Here is a 13,792-nt window from a genome sequence, read left to right on the forward strand (position 1 = left end):
CAGCGCATAGATTACCCTGGGTAAAGAAATTACCCGCTTGGTCTGGAAATCTGTTATACTTCGGTCACTTATTTAACAGCAATTCGTGATCTCAATTGATTTTTAACGATTGGCTTCCAGTTGTATGGCACTCTGAAAAGAATACTCGAATGTTTTGATGAAAGGCTTTTGTAGTCTAATGAACCAACTGCTGCCCATCATTGTCGCGATGACACTGACCGGCACCATCCCGGCTTTTGCCGAGGATTGGAGCGGGGCTTATGCAGGATTCAGCTTTGGTTATGCGGATGCAGATGGCCCGAACGGCGCAAGCGGTAGTGATTCTAGCTTTGGTCCTCATGTCGGATATGATCACGATTTCGGGAATTTCGTTCTGGGAGGCGAGCTTGAGTATAATCGGCTGTCTTTGAATCTGGGTCAGAACGAAGGTAGCCTGGACAGCATGACCCGCGTGAAACTGCGTGGCGGGTACGATTTCGGATCTGCGCTTGGGTATGTAGTTGTGGGGGCCGCACGAGTAGATTCTTCGGTCGAAAATGACACAGCTGCGGTCTACGGAATCGGTGTTGCCTATCCGGTCACCGATAGATTTGTCATCAGTGGTGAGGCTTTGCGTCAGAACTTTGACGATGTGACCCGTTCAGACGGCGGGTTGGACTCTAATGTGTTTAACCTACGAACGACCTTCCGGTTCTAAGCACTGCTATTCAACTGGCGTGCTGGTTGGCCAGATCTTTCGCGAAATCACAGATGGTCTGCGAAGCATAGGAAAAACGCGCGCCCTAGGATGTATCCTGTAGCCGCAGTGCCAAATCTCTCGCCACGCGTTACTGCGATGCGATGTGTATCCAGCAGCGCATTTGCGAGCTCTAGATCGCTGAGGCCAGTCGCATGCACATCCGGCATCAGGTACATCGCGCCTTGCGCGGGCATTTTGCCTACCGTGGTCTGCGCGCGTGAAATTTCGATTGCCAGAGCCCGTCTGCGGCGGAACGGAGCCACTGTTTCGCGCAGCAGGTCCGTGCCGGGAACTGCTTAACAGCCCGTATGGCTTTGCCGTGCGGACAGGTTCATCTCGGCTAGGATCGAAGGATCGGCTCGGATGTTATGCTCGCCAATGGCCAGGACGGTTGCGGCAATCCCCTCGCTGATCATCCGACGCGCGCGGCAGAATAGATCCTATCCGTTGCGAACGCCCTCGGTAAGCTGGGTGCTGCGCTGCGACAGTTTCATGCGCGACCTCTGCGTGATGCGTTCGGCTGACAGGCCCAGAGGTATAAGTGATTGTCAACGGTTGGGGTAACAAGGCTTGGCGTGATGCGATCTGCGTGATACGAGGGAGGCATGAACCGGACGACCTGTATCATTATCCGCCGCATTTCCTGCTGATTTATCAAGCGGGCCGGTTTCTTTCGTTTTCATCCCTGAGACAAGTTGCTAAGCCCGCGCCAACGCGAGACGCCACGCCGTTCTTAGGAGCTGACCGATGACCACGATCAAACTGCACAACACAAGGACCCGGACGAAAGAGGATTTCGTGCCGATCAGTGCTGACAATGTGCGGATGTATGTCTGTGGTCCGACGGTCTATGACCGCGCCCATCTCGGCAATGCGCGGCCCGTGGTGGTGTTTGATGTGCTCTATCGGTTGCTGCGCCACACCTATGGCGGGGATCACGTGACCTATGTGCGCAACTTCACCGACGTGGATGACAAGATCAACGCGACCGCTTTGGCGCGTCAGAAAGCCGGTGCGTCGGGGACGTTGGAACAATTGGTGCAGGAGCGTTCGGACGAGACGATCGGCTGGTACCTGCACGATATGGGCGCGTTGGGTGCGCTAGAGCCGAACCAGATGCCGCGCGCGACGCAGTACATTCCGCAGATGATTGCGATGATTGAAGGGCTCATCGCCAAGGGTCATGCCTATGCTGCCGAGGGTCATGTGCTGTTCGCCGTAGACAGCTGGAAAGAGCGTTATGGCGCGCTTTCGGGGCGCTCGGTTGATGACATGATCGCGGGCGCACGGGTTGAGGTTGCGCCCTACAAGAAGAACCCGATGGATTTCGTGCTGTGGAAACCCTCGAGCGATGAGCTTCCCGGCTGGGACAGCCCGTGGGGACGGGGGCGTCCGGGCTGGCACATTGAATGCTCGGCCATGAGCTATGAGCTGCTGGGTGAGAGTTTCGACATTCACGGCGGCGGCAATGACCTGATGTTCCCGCATCATGAGAATGAGATCGCACAAAGCTGCTGTGCCCATCCCGAAGGCGAGTTCGCGCGGGTTTGGCTGCATAATGAGATGTTGCAGGTCGAAGGTAAGAAGATGTCCAAATCGCTGGGCAATTTCTTCACCGTACATGATCTGCTGGATCAGGGCGTTCCGGGCGAGGTGATCCGGTTTGTGTTCCTGCAGACCCATTACCGCAAGCCGATGGACTGGACCGAGAAAAAGGCGCGTGAGGCCGAGGCGACGCTCCGCAAGTGGCGGGCGCTGACAACGGGCATCGAGCCCGCCGCCAGCGCGGCCCCCTCAGTGATCGCCGCGCTGGGTGATGACCTGAATACGGCGGGGGCCTTGGCGGAACTCCACCGTCTGGCGGCAGAGGGCGATGCGGCGGGGCTGTTGGCCAGTGCGCAGGTTCTGGGGCTGTTGGAGCCTGAAATGGGCGCTTGGGCTGATACGGGATCAGCGGATCTGTCGGGCCATGCGGCGCGTCTGGCCGAGGCTCGGGCCGAAGCGATGCAAAGCAAGGACTTCTCGGAAGTGGACCGGCTGAAGGCGTCCTATGTCGCAGCAGGGCTGGAAGTACGGATGAGCAAGGACGGCGTGGAGCTTGTGCCGGGGGCCGGGTTTGACGCTGCCAAGCTGGAGGGCGTGTAATGTCGAAGGAACGGCTTTATCTTTACGACACCACGCTGCGCGACGGGCAGCAGACCCAGGGTGTGCAGTTCTCGACCGCTGAAAAGGTGCAGATCGCCAAGGCTCTGGATGAGTTGGGCGTGGACTATATCGAGGGCGGTTGGCCCGGTGCGAATCCCACCGACAGCGCGTTTTTTGAGGTCGCGCCCAAAACCTCGGCCCGGTTGACCGCGTTTGGGATGACCAAGCGGTCCGGTCGGTCGGCCGAGAATGATGATGTGCTGGCCGCTGTGATGAATGCGGGCACGCAGGCCGTCTGTCTGGTGGGCAAATCGCATGATTACCACGTGACCCACGCGTTGGGGATCGCGCTGGAGGAGAATGTCGAGAATGTCCGCGCCTCGGTCGCGCATATCGTGGCGCAGGGGCGCGAGGCGCTGTTCGATGCCGAGCATTTCTTTGACGGCTACAAGGACAATCCTGCATATGCGGTTCAGGTCTGCCGGGCCGCGCTGGAGGCGGGCGCGCGTTGGGTTGTGCTGTGCGATACCAATGGTGGCGCGCTGCCGGCTGAGGTCTCGCGCATTGTGACCGAGGTGATCGCCGCAGGGCTGCCGGGTGATCGCTTGGGCATTCATACGCACAACGACACGGAAAACGCAGTGGCGTGTTCGCTGGCCGCCGTCGACGCAGGCGCGCGACAGATTCAGGGCACGCTGAACGGGCTGGGCGAGCGGTGCGGCAATGCGAACCTGACCGCTCTGATCCCGACCTTGTTGTTGAAAGAACCCTATGCGTCGCAGTTCGATATCGGCGTCAGCACACAGGCGCTGGCCGGTCTGACGCGGATCAGCCGGATGTTGGACGATATCTTGAACAGGGTGCCCAGCAAGCAATCGGCTTATGTGGGGGCCTCGGCCTTTGCGCATAAGGCGGGGCTGCACGCCAGTGCGATCCTCAAGGATCCGTCGACCTATGAGCATGTAGATCCGGGCGCAGTGGGCAACGCGCGGATCATCCCGATGTCAAATCAGGCGGGCCAGTCGAACCTGCGCAAACGCCTTACCGAGGCGGGTTTGTCGGTGGAAAAAGCCGACCCTGCGCTCGGGCGCATCCTTGATCGCATCAAACAGCGCGAGGCCGAGGGCTATTCCTATGATACCGCGCAGGCGAGTTTCGAGTTGCTGGCACGGGATGAGTTGGGGCAGCTGCCCGAGTTCTTTGAGGTCAAGCGGTACAAAGTGACCGTTGAACGGCGCAAGAACAAATACAACAGGATGGTCAGCCTGTCCGAGGCCGTGGTCGTGGTTAAGGTCGATGGTGAAAAGAAGCTGTCGGTCAGCGAATCCCACGACGAGCACGGCAGTGACCGGGGGCCGGTGAACGCTCTGGCCAAGGCTCTGTCCAAGGATCTGGGGCAATATTCGCAGGTTCTGGCCGATATGCGACTGGTGGATTTCAAGGTGCGCATCACCCAAGGCGGGACCGAGGCTGTGACCCGCGTCATCATCGACAGCGAAGACGGGCAGGGGCGGCGCTGGTCGACCGTGGGGGTCAGCGCGAACATAGTCGATGCCTCGTTCGAGGCGCTGCTGGATGCGATCCAGTGGAAACTGGTACGTGATTGCGGGCCGCAGGCGGTGGTGGCCGAGTGAGCGTTGCTTTCGACGATGACGTAAAAGCGTGCGCCGCGCTGGTGCATCGCGCCGACCCGGATCGGTTCATGGCGGTGATGGCGGCGCCGGTCGCGGTGCGGCCTAAGCTCTTTCCGCTTTATGCGTTGAATGCCGAGGTGGCGCGCGCGCCCTGGGTCACGCAAGAGCCGATGATCGCCGAAATGCGCCTGCAATGGTGGCGCGATGCGCTGCAGGAAATTGCCGAAGGTGGAACGGTGCGCCGCCATGAGGTTGTAACGGCCTTGTCCCGTGTGCTGTCGCCTCATTTGGCCGCGCAACTTGATGAATATGTGGCCGTAAGGCGTTGGGATATATATCGGGATCCGTTCGAGGATCAGGCCCATTTCGACACCTATCTGGACCAGAGCGCAGGCAGTCTGATGGTCGCTGCCGCGCAGGTTCTGGGTGCAGCGGATGAGGGTGTTTTGCGCGATTTCGGCTATGCGGTTGGCGTGGCGAACTGGCTGCGTGCGATCCCCGAGCTTGAGGCACGCGGGCGCATCCCATTGTTGGACGGCACACCTGACGGGGTGCGGGCGTTGGCGCAAGCAGGGTTGGAGCGGTTGCAAAGGGCGCGGGCCAACGCGGCGCTGGTGTCGGCGCAGGCGCGCCCGGCGCTGTATTCCGGGTGGCAGGCCGAATGGGTGCTGCGCCGCGCCATAGCCAAACCGGATCGTGTGGCGGCCGAGGATTTGGGGCAGGGGGAAATGCGGCGCAGGTTGTCCCTGATGTGGACGGCCGCGCGGGGGCGCTGGTAGGCGATCAGGCGGCTTCGGGTTCCGTGGGTTTCAGCACCAGCCATAACAGCGCGCCACCGGCCAAGGTCAACAGAGGGATCATGGCAAGGTTCACCGCCGTCCACCCCTCGACCGCCGAACCGCCTGAGCAGTTCATCAACCCGCCCGAAGCAAGCGAGGCAAAGGTCACGCCGCCGAACACCAGCAGGTCATTCAGGCCCTGCATCCGCCCGCGTTCATTCACGTCATGGGCAGAGGCCAGCATCGTAGTGGCCCCGATAAAGCCAAAGTTCCAACCGATACCCAGCAGGATCAGCGCGATGAAGAAATTGCCAAGCTCGACCCCTTGCAGGGCGACCACTCCGGCTGCGCCCAGAATGGCGAGGCCGAGGGCGACGATTTTTTCGACTCCAAACCGGGCGATCAACTGACCGGTGAAAAAGCTGGGGATATACATGGCAAGAACATGACCAGTCACCACATCGGCTGCGTCATTGGCTGAATAGCCGCAGCCGACAACCGCCAGCGGGGTTGAGGTCATGACAAGGTTCATCAGCGCATATGACACCATCGCGCAGATGATCGCGACCGCGATGCGCGGGGTTTTCAACATCTCAAGCCGGGTGCGGCCTTTGGGTGCGCCCTCCGCCACTTTTGTCGGTGTCGGGATGTCGAGAAAGAAGAACAGGACCGAGCCGATCACATTCACCGCAATCACCGCCATATAGGTGCCGAGGAACGGGATCACATAGGCAGTGGATGTCAGCTTGACGATCTGTGGCCCGATGATCGCCGCCGCAAGTCCTCCGGCCATGACATAGGAAATCGCTTTGGGGCGGAAAGCGTCCGAGGCCGTATCGGCGGCGGCAAAGCGGTAAAAGCCGTGCGCGCTCATATAGATACCAGTCAGCAGGCTGCCCAGCAGAAAGATCGGGAATGACCCCAGATAGAGCCCGTAAGCCCCGACCAGACCGCCAAGCGCACCTGCAGTTGCGCCCACCAGAAAGCCAACGCGCCGTCCCCAGCGCTGCATGATGGCCGAGATCGGCGTGGCCGCCAGCATCGACCCTAGCACGATCAGTGAGATCGGCAGGGTGGCCAGACAGGCATTGGTCGCCAGCGACTCGCCAGCCAACCCGCCGACGATAAAGATCATCGGCATCTGTGCGCCCAGCACCGCCTGCGCCGCCACCAGAACGGCGACGTTGCGTTTGGCCTGACTGTCATCGGGGGTAGTTGCGGTCATCGTCATGCGCCATGGGTATCCGCGAAAAGCATGTCGCACAAGCGGGTTGCATATGCGTCAAAGCAGCCTAACGTGTGCGCAATCAAACAGGTTGGGGCCCACATGTCCGTCGGACGTATCATCGAAACCTATGACTGCGTGCGGGAAGGGGCCGAGTGGCTGGGCAATGCCTGCCCGCGCATGGCCTATGCGATGGAACAGGTGGGTCCGCTGCCGCTGCGTCGCAAGCCGGACGGGTTCGCGCAGTTGCTCAGCGCGATTGTCAGCCAGCAGGTCAGCGTGGCCTCGGCCAATGCGATCTGGAAACGGCTGCAAAAGGCGAAACTGACCGGCCCGCGCAAGATCATGTGGGCGACCGATGACGATCTGCGCGCAGTTGGGCTGAGCCGTCAGAAAATTCGCTATGCCCGTGCGCTGGCCGAGGCCCGCATTGATTACAAAGCGTTGCGCGACCTTCCTGATGCAGATGTGGTCGCCATTCTGACCGAAGTTCCCGGCATCGGGGTCTGGACCGCCGAGATTTACGCCATGTTTTCGCTGGGCCGCGCCGATGTGATGGCACCGGGCGATCTGGCCCTGCAGGAGGCTGCGCGCATCCTCTATGACCTGCCCAAACGCCCGACCGACAAGGAACTGCGACAGATGGCCGAGGCGTGGTCGCCCTGGCGGTCGGTTGCGGCGCGGGTGTTGTGGGCCTATTACCGGGTGGCAAAGGAACGAGAAGGGATCAGATGACTCGAGTATTGAATGCGCTCCGAAAAGAGCCGGTTTCGGGCGACACGCGCTCGGTCGTGGTGTTTGTGCATGGCTATGGTGCCAACGGGGCCGACCTGCTGGGTCTGGCCGATCCACTGGGTGAGCATCTACCCGACACACTGTTCGTGGCGCCCGATGCGCCCGAGCAAATCCCCGGAATGCCCAACGGATTTCAATGGTTCCCGATCCCGTGGATCGACGGCTCGTCCGAGGAAGAAGCGCGCCGCGGCATGGAAATGGCGGTCGAGGATTTCAACGCCTTCCTTGATGCGCTGATGGTGGATGAGGACGTGCTGCCCGAGCAGGTGGTGCTGTTCGGGTTCAGCCAGGGCACGATGATGAGCTTGCACGTTGCCCCGCGCCGAGAAGACCCTGTAGCCGGGATCGTCGCCTTCTCGGGCCGGTTGCTGGAGCCTGACCTGCTGCCCGATGAGACGGTCAGCCGAATGCCGATCCTTCTGGTGCATGGCGACGCCGATGACGTGGTGCCACCGCAATCTCTGCCCGAAGCGGCCGAGGCGCTGCAGGCTGCCGATTTCAAAGAGGTCTACGCCCATATCATGAAGGGCACCGGCCACGGTATCGCGCCTGATGGCCTGAGCGTGGCGTTGGCCTTCATGCGGGACAAGCTGAGCCTTTGATCCAATGATCGCAGTCCGGCCCATGATGCCCGAGGATGTGGCAGCCGCGTGCCGAATCCTCAACCATATTATCGAGATCGGGGGGACGACTGCGTTCGAGATCCCGTTCTCTGAGGCACTTTTTGCGCAAAGTTATCTGTCAGGACCGGACAAGATTTGTTGTCATGTTGCGTTGGACAGTGATGGTGAGGTGGCCGGTTTCCAGTGGCTGGGATCGCATGCAAAATTGCCGGATGACTGCGCCGATATCGCCACCTTTGCGCGCCGCGATCCGGTTCTGAGAGGTGTTGGGCGGGCGCTGTTTGCCGAAACCTCGAAACATGCGGCGGCTTTGGGGTTCAGCGCGATCAATGCCACCATCCGGGCCGATAACCGGCAAGGGCTGAGTTACTACGACAAGATGGGTTTTCTGGACTACTCGGTCGCTTATGACGTTCCCCTTCGTGACGGCACACCGGTTGATCGGATTTCCAAACGGTTTGAACTGAGAAAGGGTTAAGAATGCTGGTCGTTACAGGAACGGTTGAGGTCACGCCGGAAGGCGTTGAACGGGCGGCAAAAGCCGCGCAGGAAATGGTGGCGGAAACGGTGAAAGAACAAGGCTGTAACGTCTACGAATTCAGCCAGGTTCTTGGGCATTCCAACCGCTTCCGTGTGTATGAAGAGTGGGAAAGCCAAGCTGCGCTTGAGGCACATTTCGCAACGCCGCACATGGAGGTGTTCCGCGCGGTCTTGGGCGAGGTTGGAGTGATCTCGAACGATATCTGTCGAATCGTTGGTGGCGAGAAGCAGCCGCTGCGGTAGTCAGCCCCAAAGGTGGGGTTCTGCAAACTCCACCGAGTTGCCCGCCGGGTCGCGCACGTAAAGCGAGCGCGCGCCGTTCGGCCAGTCGAACTCGGCATCCAGCGGAACGTTCCAGTCCAGCAAGTGTTTGCGCATCACCGCAATCTGGTCGCCGGGCATAGACAAGCAGACATGGCCCGGTCCACGCGCGCCATGCGGGGGCACGGGCAGGTCGGGGTTCAGCGGCGGTTTCTCGGTCTCGTCAGCGTTGAAGATCAGCAGAACCGTCGCGCCCACGCGGTAGAACACATGCCGGTCAGTGACCCGCTGGATTTTTTCCAGCGCCAGAACCTCCCCATAGAAGTGCTCGGCCGCGTCAAGGTCATCGACGTACAAAGCCGCCTCAAGAATGCCCTGGGGGGCGGGTATGTCCGGCGTGACTTTCATGGCCTAAGCCTATCACAATGGGCGGTTTTTGTCACCGGCGGGGGCGGCGGTCGCGTTTGCGTTGCGGGGCCGCGTTGATCGCGGGTTCGGGCAGGCTGTCCCATTGGCCGGGGTCCAACCCGTCCAGCGTCCAGTCGCCGATGCGGGCGCGGATCAGGCGCAGGGTCGGGTGGCCCACAGCTGCCGTCATGCGCCGGACCTGCCGGTTCTTGCCCTCGCGCAGGGTCAGTTCGATCCAGCAATCGGGCACCGTTTGACGCTCGCGGATCGGAGGGGTGCGCGGCCACAACCCATCGGGTTCATCCATCATCCGAGCCTTGGCGGGGCGGGTGACGCCATCTTTCAATTCAACCCCGTCGCGCAGCGCCTTCAGCGCGGTGGCATCGGGCAGCCCTTCGACCTGTACCCAATAGGTTTTAGCCATCTTGTGCTTAGGATCGGCGATATGCGCCTGCAGCCGCCCATTGTCGGTCAGCAGCATCAGCCCCTCGCTGTCACGGTCCAACCGCCCAGCAGGGTATACACCCGGAAGGTCTATGAAATCCGACAGGGTGCTGCGCGGTGTGTCCGCATTCGCCCGGTCGGTGAATTGCGGCAACACGTCGAAGGGTTTGTTGAATCGAATGAACCAGCTCATGACCCTCGCCATAGCGCGGCGTAAACTGTCGTGCAACCTGTGGATAACTGTCATGTGCCTGTTACGCAGGCAGCTTACCCATTCCCCGAGATATTGTGGATACTCAGGGCTTGTCAGAGTTTTAACACGATATATAGTTAGCGTAAGGCCGGGGCGGGTGTTCCCCGCTCTGATGTCAAACGGGCAGAGCAGAGCGAGGAGCGATTCTGATATGGACGCAGACTTCAGGACCGAATTTGTCAGGGAACCCGGTGCGCTGAGGCATCATCCGGCATTGGTTTTGAACGCCGATTATCGCCCCTTGTCTTACTATCCACTGTCCCTTTGGCCATGGCAGGAGGCAGTGAAAGCCGCCTGGCTGGATCGGGTGGACATTGTGGCCGAGTATGACGAGGTCGTCCGAAGCCCTAGCACGGAAATCCGAATACCGTCGGTTGTTGTGCTGAAAGACTATGTAAAACCCAGAAAGCGCGTGGCCTTCACGCGCTTTAATTTATTTCTGAGGGATGAATTCCGCTGCCAGTATTGCGGCAGCCGGGGGGATCTGACGTTTGACCACGTGGTGCCGCGCGCCGCAGGCGGTGTGACCAGCTGGCAGAACGTGGTGGCGGCGTGCAGCCCGTGCAACCTGCGCAAAGGGTCGAAATCGTTGCGGCAGGCGGGGATGACTCTGCGTAAGCCACCGCGGCAGCCCGATGCCGAAGCCTTGCGCAATGTCGGGCGGAAGTTCCCGCCCAATCACCTGCATGACAGCTGGATCGACTTTCTTTACTGGGATGCCGAGCTGGACGAATTCTGACGCCAGGCCAGCATCCAAAATACAATCAGCACAGTCGAGATTACGCCGTTCCAGGCGGCCATGGACAATCCGAACATCTCCCACGGGATGTCATCGCAGCGTACAAGGGGCGCGGTCATGATCTGGTCGAACAGGTCCTGAGTCGATAGTCCTCCGATATCACCGGAAGTGCAGCTTGAGGGGCCTTCCCACCAGCCTTGCTCGACCCCGGCGTGGAAAAAGCCGATCGCCGCGGTGGACAGCGCAGCCAGTGCTCCGACGAGGGGCAAAAAGTTCAAACGCGGCAGCGCCAGAGCCAACGCGCCTACAACAAAAGCTACGGCATGAGGGTAGCGCTGCCAAATGCACATTTTGCAAGGTGCCATACCGCCAAGGTATTGAAATGCCCACGCCCCCAGCAGCAACGCGCCAGAGCCGCCGGCAGCGACCAAAATCAGTTGCGCTCTTCGCGTCATATGTATTTCACCACAAGAAAGCCGCCGAACAGCAGGATGATGAACAACGTGAACATCAGGCCCAGTCGCTTTTCGATGAAGGCGCGGATCGGCTCTCCAAAGCCCCACAGAAGACCGGCGACCATGAAAAAGCGCAATGCACGTGCCAGAATCGACGTCGCAATGAATGTGCCCAGAGGCATGCCGGTCCAGCCCGACATGATGGTGATGACCTTGTAGGGAAAGGGGGTCACGCCCGCCGCCAGCACAGCCCAGAACCCGAAATCGTTGAACCGGGTGTTGAATTCCTCCATCGCGTGAGCCTTGCCCATGGATTCGAGGATGGGCTGACCGAGGCTTTCATAGAAAAACGCCCCAATCGCGTATCCAAGCAAACCACCGAGCACCGATGCGACCAACGCAACTGTCGCGATCAACCACGCGCGTGACGGTCGCGCCAGGATCATCGGAATCATCAGCACATCGGGCGGAATCGGAAAGAATGAGCTTTCGATAAAGGCCACTACGGCCAATGCCCACAAAGCGTGCGGGTGTTCGGCCAGACGAATAGTCCAGTCATAGAGTGATCGTATCATTCGGCGCCAAAATCCCGGTCAACAGATGGGTTAGCCAAATCACGCGGTCATCCTAGGGTCAACTACCGCCGGAAAAACAAATGACGATGGGTTGTTTTTTGCCTCTGGACCTTCCTGAACTTGGGCGCTAATCCAGTGTTCGTGGCCCAAGTGGCGGAATGGTAGACGCAGGGGATTCAAAATCCCCCGCCTTCACGGGCGTGAGAGTTCGAGTCTCTCCTTGGGCACCACACCTTCCGGTAAGCAATGTGTGTTGGCGACCCTTAAGGGTCCGGTCGGAGGCTGAGCCAGACCAGAAAGCCGATGAACAGGAACACATTGATGTTTAGAAGCGTGTCAATCAGGGAAGTGCTCATGAGCGGTCCTCGCGGGCCAGTGATTTGATCAGGCAGATAACCAGTACCGGAACGATGAAAACAAAGGCTATGGCCGACAAGGCTATGATCGACCGGACTAGTCCAATGTCACCAACAAATATCATCGCCAGCCCTAAAGCTCCGAGAATCGCCCCCCAGATTGTGCGTATGCGGGGCGAGGGGTTCTCGTCCCCACCGGTTCCGATCATCGCCAAGGTGAATCCAGCGCTGACCACACTGGTAATGACGAACAGAAATGCCGCCAAAACCGTTGCGGCCCTCGTCACGCCGTCCAATGGAAACCGTTCCAACAGAGCAAAGGTCGTGGCGTCCAGATTTTGCGCGTTGATCGCAGACAGTTCGGCGTCCTGGCGCAGGGCGTCGTAAAAGCCTAAGCCTCCGAAGATTCCGAACCACAAGATCGAAAACAGGGTGGGTGCGACGATAACGCCTACCAGAAACTCACGAATGGTTCGCCCGCGCGAAATACGAGCGATAAAGATACCCACAAAGGGTGACCAAGCTAACCACCAGATCATGTAGTTCAGCGTCCAGCCCTGAAACCAGTCGACGATGATATCATCGAAAAACTCGGCGGTCGAAAATCCGGCAGGTAGAACTTCGAACAGGTACCGGCCAAACCCGGCGACGATGTCGTTCATAAGGAACGATGTTGGGCCAAGCAGCAGCAGATAGATCATCAAACTGACAGCAATCAGCATCGCGGCGTTTGACAGCAGCGCCATTCCGTCGCCAAGGTCCTTGCGCAGCGGTATAATGAACGCAACACAAAGCGCGACAAAGACCGGTATCGTCAGGGTGTCGGGGTTTTCAACACCGATCAGCCCTGCCAACCCCGTCTGAATCTGGAAAACCCCCATGGCCATTGACCCGGCCAACCCCACAGCGATCGCAACGATTGACAAAAGATCGAAAAGCCAGCCCACCGACCGGGTCCAGCGCATATCGCCAAAAGTATCCAGCACTGGTGCGCTCAAAAGCAACGCCCTGCCTTTGCGATAGGCGAAATAGGCGATGACCAACGCCACGAGGCCGTAAATGGCCCATGCGTGAAACCCCCAGTTCAGGTAGGTGACGAACATGGCGTAGCTGGCCGCTTCCGGCTCGTCGCGGTATTGCCGCAATACTTCGAAGTGGGTCAACGGCTCGGCGGCGCCGTAAAATAACAGGCCGACGCCCATCCCGGCGGCAAACAGCATAGCGATCCAAGCCGGGGTGGAAAATTCGGGCGTATCCGTGTCTTTGCCCAACCGAGTGTTCCCGAACCGGGAAAAGGCTAGAAAGAGCGCGACGAACAGCAACCCGCTGACCTCGAGCATGATAAACCAGCCGCGGCTGTTGAATTGAGTCGCCACTGCGGCAGCGGCCAGTTTGCCCAGCCCTTGCGGGTCGGCAAGCCCCCAAACTGCGATGGCGGCACTTAGGACAAGCGCAATGGCCAGCAGCGGGCTGAACGATGTTTTGTTCACGGCTTTTCGCCTTTTCTAACTCGTGTTTGAACGAACCAACCAAACCATCCCGCTAGGACCGGTCAATGGCTGAGTTTGAGGCGGTATACACTCAAATTCGACCGATGGGGAAACTTTGGCTAATTCCGTCATATATGCGGAATGAGGACGTTACGTTATGTGTAGGGGTTGACAAGATGAGTGTCTGAATGAAACGTCGTCTAAGTTGGGAGATTTTGGAATTTCAGATGCTTGACCCTGTTGCATGATAGGGTGGCTTGCCGTACCGGCATGGTCCCAGATGGGGGGCCGCTGATATGTCTCTCATCCACAATAAGAGTTTGGGAGTTCT

The 13,792-nt window shown here is 59.5% G+C and carries 16 protein-coding genes and 1 tRNA gene; 10 read left to right on the forward strand and 7 right to left on the reverse strand.

Annotation, left to right across the window (positions count from 1 at the left end; all coding sequences use genetic code 11):
* Nucleotides 1-178 precede the first annotated feature (178 nt).
* Nucleotides 179-697 (forward strand): outer membrane beta-barrel protein, encoded by a 519-nt coding sequence (locus J7380_RS03795; protein ID WP_247742362.1) that lies wholly within the window; start codon nucleotides 179-181, stop codon nucleotides 695-697.
* Nucleotides 698-744: 47 nt separating this feature from the next.
* Here J7380_RS03795 and J7380_RS03800 read toward each other — a convergent pair whose 3' ends face one another.
* Nucleotides 745-933, reverse strand: a complete 189-nt coding sequence (locus J7380_RS03800; RefSeq protein ID WP_209194550.1) for a hypothetical protein — start codon at nucleotides 931-933, stop codon at nucleotides 745-747.
* Between the two features lie 553 nt (nucleotides 934-1,486).
* Here J7380_RS03800 and cysS point away from each other — a divergent pair.
* From cysS to J7380_RS03815, 3 genes are read left to right on the forward strand one after another with little or no spacing between them, the layout of a single operon-like run.
* Complete coding sequence (gene cysS, locus J7380_RS03805; RefSeq protein ID WP_209194551.1) at nucleotides 1,487-2,884, forward strand: cysteine--tRNA ligase; 1,398 nt, start codon at nucleotides 1,487-1,489, stop codon at nucleotides 2,882-2,884.
* Nucleotides 2,884-4,518, forward strand: a complete 1,635-nt coding sequence (gene cimA, locus J7380_RS03810; RefSeq protein WP_209194552.1) for a citramalate synthase — start codon at nucleotides 2,884-2,886, stop codon at nucleotides 4,516-4,518. The genes cysS and cimA overlap by 1 nt, the downstream gene beginning before the upstream one ends.
* On the forward strand, nucleotides 4,515-5,297 hold the full coding sequence (locus J7380_RS03815; RefSeq protein ID WP_209194553.1) for a squalene/phytoene synthase family protein: 783 nt from the start codon (nucleotides 4,515-4,517) through the stop codon (nucleotides 5,295-5,297). The genes cimA and J7380_RS03815 overlap by 4 nt, the downstream gene beginning before the upstream one ends.
* Nucleotides 5,298-5,301: 4 nt before the next feature.
* Here the strand turns inward: J7380_RS03815 and J7380_RS03820 are convergent, their stop codons facing one another.
* Complete coding sequence (locus J7380_RS03820) at nucleotides 5,302-6,528, reverse strand: MFS transporter (RefSeq protein WP_209194554.1); 1,227 nt, start codon at nucleotides 6,526-6,528, stop codon at nucleotides 5,302-5,304.
* A 96-nt stretch (nucleotides 6,529-6,624) separates the two neighbouring features.
* Here J7380_RS03820 and J7380_RS03825 point away from each other — a divergent pair, with 96 nt between their 5' ends.
* From J7380_RS03825 to J7380_RS03840, 4 genes are read left to right on the forward strand one after another with little or no spacing between them, the layout of a single operon-like run.
* The gene (locus J7380_RS03825; protein ID WP_209194555.1) at nucleotides 6,625-7,257 is read left to right on the forward strand and encodes a DNA-3-methyladenine glycosylase 2 family protein; all 633 of its coding nucleotides are present in this window, start codon (nucleotides 6,625-6,627) and stop codon (nucleotides 7,255-7,257) included.
* Complete coding sequence (locus tag J7380_RS03830; RefSeq protein ID WP_170354271.1) at nucleotides 7,254-7,919, forward strand: alpha/beta fold hydrolase; 666 nt, start codon at nucleotides 7,254-7,256, stop codon at nucleotides 7,917-7,919. The genes J7380_RS03825 and J7380_RS03830 overlap by 4 nt, the downstream gene beginning before the upstream one ends.
* Nucleotides 7,920-7,923: 4 nt before the next feature.
* Nucleotides 7,924-8,418 carry a GNAT family N-acetyltransferase gene (locus J7380_RS03835; RefSeq protein ID WP_209194556.1) on the forward strand — a complete coding sequence of 165 codons (495 nt, stop codon included), beginning with the start codon at nucleotides 7,924-7,926 and terminating at the stop codon, nucleotides 8,416-8,418.
* A 2-nt stretch (nucleotides 8,419-8,420) separates the two neighbouring features.
* Nucleotides 8,421-8,723 carry a putative quinol monooxygenase gene (locus J7380_RS03840; RefSeq protein WP_209194557.1) on the forward strand — a complete coding sequence of 101 codons (303 nt, stop codon included), beginning with the start codon at nucleotides 8,421-8,423 and terminating at the stop codon, nucleotides 8,721-8,723.
* Here J7380_RS03840 and J7380_RS03845 read toward each other — a convergent pair whose 3' ends face one another.
* Entirely contained in the window at nucleotides 8,724-9,149 is a 426-nt protein-coding gene (locus J7380_RS03845; protein ID WP_209194558.1) for a VOC family protein, read from the reverse strand.
* Nucleotides 9,150-9,180: 31 nt separating this feature from the next.
* Nucleotides 9,181-9,786, reverse strand: a complete 606-nt coding sequence (locus J7380_RS03850; RefSeq protein ID WP_209194559.1) for a pseudouridine synthase — start codon at nucleotides 9,784-9,786, stop codon at nucleotides 9,181-9,183.
* 211 nt (nucleotides 9,787-9,997) lie between these two features.
* Between J7380_RS03850 and J7380_RS03855 the strand changes: the two genes are divergently transcribed.
* Complete coding sequence (locus tag J7380_RS03855; RefSeq protein ID WP_209194560.1) at nucleotides 9,998-10,585, forward strand: HNH endonuclease; 588 nt, start codon at nucleotides 9,998-10,000, stop codon at nucleotides 10,583-10,585.
* Here J7380_RS03855 and J7380_RS03860 read toward each other — a convergent pair.
* Both J7380_RS03860 and J7380_RS03865 read right to left on the reverse strand, forming a co-directional pair.
* Complete coding sequence (locus J7380_RS03860) at nucleotides 10,555-11,040, reverse strand: disulfide bond formation protein B (RefSeq protein ID WP_209194561.1); 486 nt, start codon at nucleotides 11,038-11,040, stop codon at nucleotides 10,555-10,557. The genes J7380_RS03855 and J7380_RS03860 overlap by 31 nt on opposite strands.
* Nucleotides 11,037-11,615 carry a YqaA family protein gene (locus J7380_RS03865; protein WP_209194562.1) on the reverse strand — a complete coding sequence of 193 codons (579 nt, stop codon included), beginning with the start codon at nucleotides 11,613-11,615 and terminating at the stop codon, nucleotides 11,037-11,039. Before J7380_RS03865 ends, J7380_RS03860 begins: the two co-directional genes overlap by 4 nt.
* A 144-nt stretch (nucleotides 11,616-11,759) precedes the next feature.
* On the opposite strand from J7380_RS03865, the gene J7380_RS03870 reads away from it, so the two are divergent.
* Nucleotides 11,760-11,845: transfer RNA gene (locus tag J7380_RS03870), tRNA-Leu, on the forward strand.
* 122 nt (nucleotides 11,846-11,967) lie between these two features.
* On the opposite strand, the gene J7380_RS03875 is transcribed toward J7380_RS03870, so the two are convergent.
* Nucleotides 11,968-13,461: a BCCT family transporter gene (locus J7380_RS03875; RefSeq protein WP_209194563.1), complete on the reverse strand. Its 1,494-nt coding sequence runs from the start codon at nucleotides 13,459-13,461 to the stop codon at nucleotides 11,968-11,970.
* Nucleotides 13,462-13,792 lie beyond the last annotated feature (331 nt).

Source organism: Ruegeria sp. R8_1, assembly GCF_017743815.1.
In the GTDB taxonomy this organism is placed as follows: domain Bacteria; phylum Pseudomonadota; class Alphaproteobacteria; order Rhodobacterales; family Rhodobacteraceae; genus Ruegeria; species Ruegeria lacuscaerulensis_A.

Coding starts and splice junctions, on each gene's coding strand:
- J7380_RS03795 (WP_247742362.1), top strand. CDS start 179: ATGAACCAACTGCTGCCCATCATTGTCGCGATGACACTGACCGGCACC.
- J7380_RS03800 (WP_209194550.1), bottom strand. CDS start 933: ATGCCCGCGCAAGGCGCGATGTACCTGATGCCGGATGTGCATGCGACT.
- cysS (WP_209194551.1), top strand. CDS start 1,487: ATGACCACGATCAAACTGCACAACACAAGGACCCGGACGAAAGAGGAT.
- cimA (WP_209194552.1), top strand. CDS start 2,884: ATGTCGAAGGAACGGCTTTATCTTTACGACACCACGCTGCGCGACGGG.
- J7380_RS03820 (WP_209194554.1), bottom strand. CDS start 6,528: ATGACGATGACCGCAACTACCCCCGATGACAGTCAGGCCAAACGCAAC.
- J7380_RS03825 (WP_209194555.1), top strand. CDS start 6,625: ATGTCCGTCGGACGTATCATCGAAACCTATGACTGCGTGCGGGAAGGG.
- J7380_RS03830 (WP_170354271.1), top strand. CDS start 7,254: ATGACTCGAGTATTGAATGCGCTCCGAAAAGAGCCGGTTTCGGGCGAC.
- J7380_RS03835 (WP_209194556.1), top strand. CDS start 7,924: ATGATCGCAGTCCGGCCCATGATGCCCGAGGATGTGGCAGCCGCGTGC.
- J7380_RS03840 (WP_209194557.1), top strand. CDS start 8,421: ATGCTGGTCGTTACAGGAACGGTTGAGGTCACGCCGGAAGGCGTTGAA.
- J7380_RS03845 (WP_209194558.1), bottom strand. CDS start 9,149: ATGAAAGTCACGCCGGACATACCCGCCCCCCAGGGCATTCTTGAGGCG.
- J7380_RS03850 (WP_209194559.1), bottom strand. CDS start 9,786: ATGAGCTGGTTCATTCGATTCAACAAACCCTTCGACGTGTTGCCGCAA.
- J7380_RS03855 (WP_209194560.1), top strand. CDS start 9,998: ATGGACGCAGACTTCAGGACCGAATTTGTCAGGGAACCCGGTGCGCTG.
- J7380_RS03860 (WP_209194561.1), bottom strand. CDS start 11,040: ATGACGCGAAGAGCGCAACTGATTTTGGTCGCTGCCGGCGGCTCTGGC.
- J7380_RS03865 (WP_209194562.1), bottom strand. CDS start 11,615: ATGATACGATCACTCTATGACTGGACTATTCGTCTGGCCGAACACCCG.